The following is a 1,974-nucleotide window of genomic DNA, read 5'->3' on the forward strand; positions in this document are numbered from 1 at the left end:
GCCCCGCTCCGGCGAGCGCCTCGCGGCGGGTGAGGGTGGGGCCATGGGTGGGGTGGTCGTCGCGGCACATGTGGTGGGCCCTCCGGGGGTCGCGGCACGGGGTGGTGTTGGAGTGGGGTGGCGCGCCGCGCCCCCGCCGGGGAGGTGGCACACCTGGCCTCCAGACAACCCGACGACGACGAGGGCCGCGGTCACTTCCGCGGATCCGTCGCCGGATGTTCACCTGGGGGTTCGCTGTCGGGGCCCGCCGGTAGCCTGGGGGCGTGACAGAAGACGCTGGGCTGTTCGCCGCCGGGGACGCGGGCTGCGCCGGGTCCGTTCCTCCGGCGTCGGCGTCCGTGGACCCGGGCGCCCCGTTGGCGGTCCGGATGCGGCCGCGGACGCTGGACGAGGTGATCGGCCAGGAGCACCTGCTGCGCCCCAATTCGCCGCTGCGGCGGCTGGTGGAGGGGCGCGGGGGCTCGTCGGTGATCCTCTACGGCCCTCCGGGGACCGGGAAGACGACGCTCGCCAATCTGGTGGCCAGCACGTCGGGGCGGCATTTCGTCGCCCTGTCGGCGCTCAGCGCCGGGGTCAAGGACGTCCGCGCGGTGATCGACGACGCCCGCACCCGGCAGGTCCACGGTCAGCGCACGGTCCTGTTCATCGACGAGGTGCACCGGTTCTCCAAGAGCCAGCAGGACGCCCTGCTGGCGGCGGTGGAGAACGGCATCGTGCTGCTGGTGGCCGCCACCACGGAGAACCCGCATTTCTCCGTGATCGCGCCACTGCTGAGCCGGTCGCTCATCGCCGAACTGCAGGGCCTGGACGACGCCGGGGTGGCCGCCGTGCTGCGTCGCGCGGTCTCCGACGAGCGGGGGCTGGCGGGGCGCGTCGAGCTCACCGACGCCGCGGCGGAGGACATCGTCCGGCTCTCGGGCGGGGACGCGCGACGCAGTCTGACGATCCTGGAGGCCGCGGCCGGGGCCGCGGAGGACGGCGTGGTGACGCCGGAGATCGTCGAGCTCAGCCTGGACGCGGCCCCCGTGCGCTACGACCGTGACGGCGACCAGCACTACGACGTCACGAGCGCGTTCATCAAGTCCATCCGCGGGTCCGACGTGGACGCGGCGCTGCACTACCTGGCACGCATGCTGGTCGCGGGGGAGGACCCCCGGTTCATCGCCCGGCGGCTCATGGTGCACGCGAGTGAGGACATCGGCATGGCCGACCCGACCGCGCTGCTGTCCGCGAGCGCGGCGGCGGAGATCGTCCAGAAGGTCGGCATGCCCGAGTGCCGGCTCGCGCTGGCCCAGGCCACCATCCACCTCGCGACCGCCCCCAAATCCAAGGCGGTGATCGCGGCCATCGACGCCGCCATGTCGGATGTCCGCGCCGGTGGCGTCGGCGAGGTGCCCAAGCACCTGCGGGACGGCCACTACGCCGGGGCCAAGGGGCTCGGCAACGGGGTGGGCTACCGGTACCCGCACAACGCGGCGCCGGGGGTCGTGGCGCAGCAGTACCCGCCCGACGAGCTGGTGGGGCGGGACTACTACGAGCCCGGGCCGCACGGCCACGAGCGCGAGCTGTCCGCCCGGGTCGACAAACTCCGCCGGATCATCCGGGACTGACGCGCGCCCGGGGCCACGCCGAGAGGGGCTCCAGGGAACCCTCGGGGCAAAAGCCTGGCCAAACCCTGAGAACTGTGTGAAGGTCATAATGCCTGCCTGACCAGGTAGGACGTTGTATCCACATCACCATTCGGAGGAAATCATGGGCGGAATCGCCAGCATCTTCTCGACCCTCGTCGGCGTCGCCACGTCCGTGGCGGCGTGGGGGACCGGAGCACACAGCCTCGGCCTGCTGCCGCAGGAGGCCTTCATCACCGCCGCCAACTTCGGCATCATCCTGCCCCCGATGCCGCGCTGACCGACCCTCTCGCCGCACACGGCCAGCCCGGGCGCCCCTCCGCCGGACCGGTGGAGCGGGCGCCCG

2 protein-coding genes are annotated in these 1,974 nt (G+C 73.0%); both read left to right on the plus strand.

From position 1 onward, the window contains the following. Positions 1 to 338 precede the first annotated feature (338 nt). On the plus strand, positions 339 to 1,610 hold the full coding sequence (locus G6030_RS13520; protein WP_235026562.1) for a replication-associated recombination protein A: 1,272 nt from the start codon (positions 339 to 341) through the stop codon (positions 1,608 to 1,610). A gap of 142 nt (positions 1,611 to 1,752) precedes the next feature. Beyond that, on the plus strand, positions 1,753 to 1,908 hold the full coding sequence (locus G6030_RS13525; protein ID WP_182643478.1) for a hypothetical protein: 156 nt from the start codon (positions 1,753 to 1,755) through the stop codon (positions 1,906 to 1,908). The last annotated feature ends 66 nt before the right edge of the window (positions 1,909 to 1,974 follow it).

Source organism: Dietzia sp. E1, from assembly GCF_014145015.1.
GTDB lineage: Bacteria > Actinomycetota > Actinomycetes > Mycobacteriales > Mycobacteriaceae > Dietzia > Dietzia cinnamea_A.

Bases quoted from the DNA above. Each gene is read 5' to 3' on its own strand.
- G6030_RS13525 (WP_182643478.1), top strand. From the start codon at position 1,753: ATGGGCGGAATCGCCAGCATCTTCTCGACCCTCGTCGGCGTCGCCACG.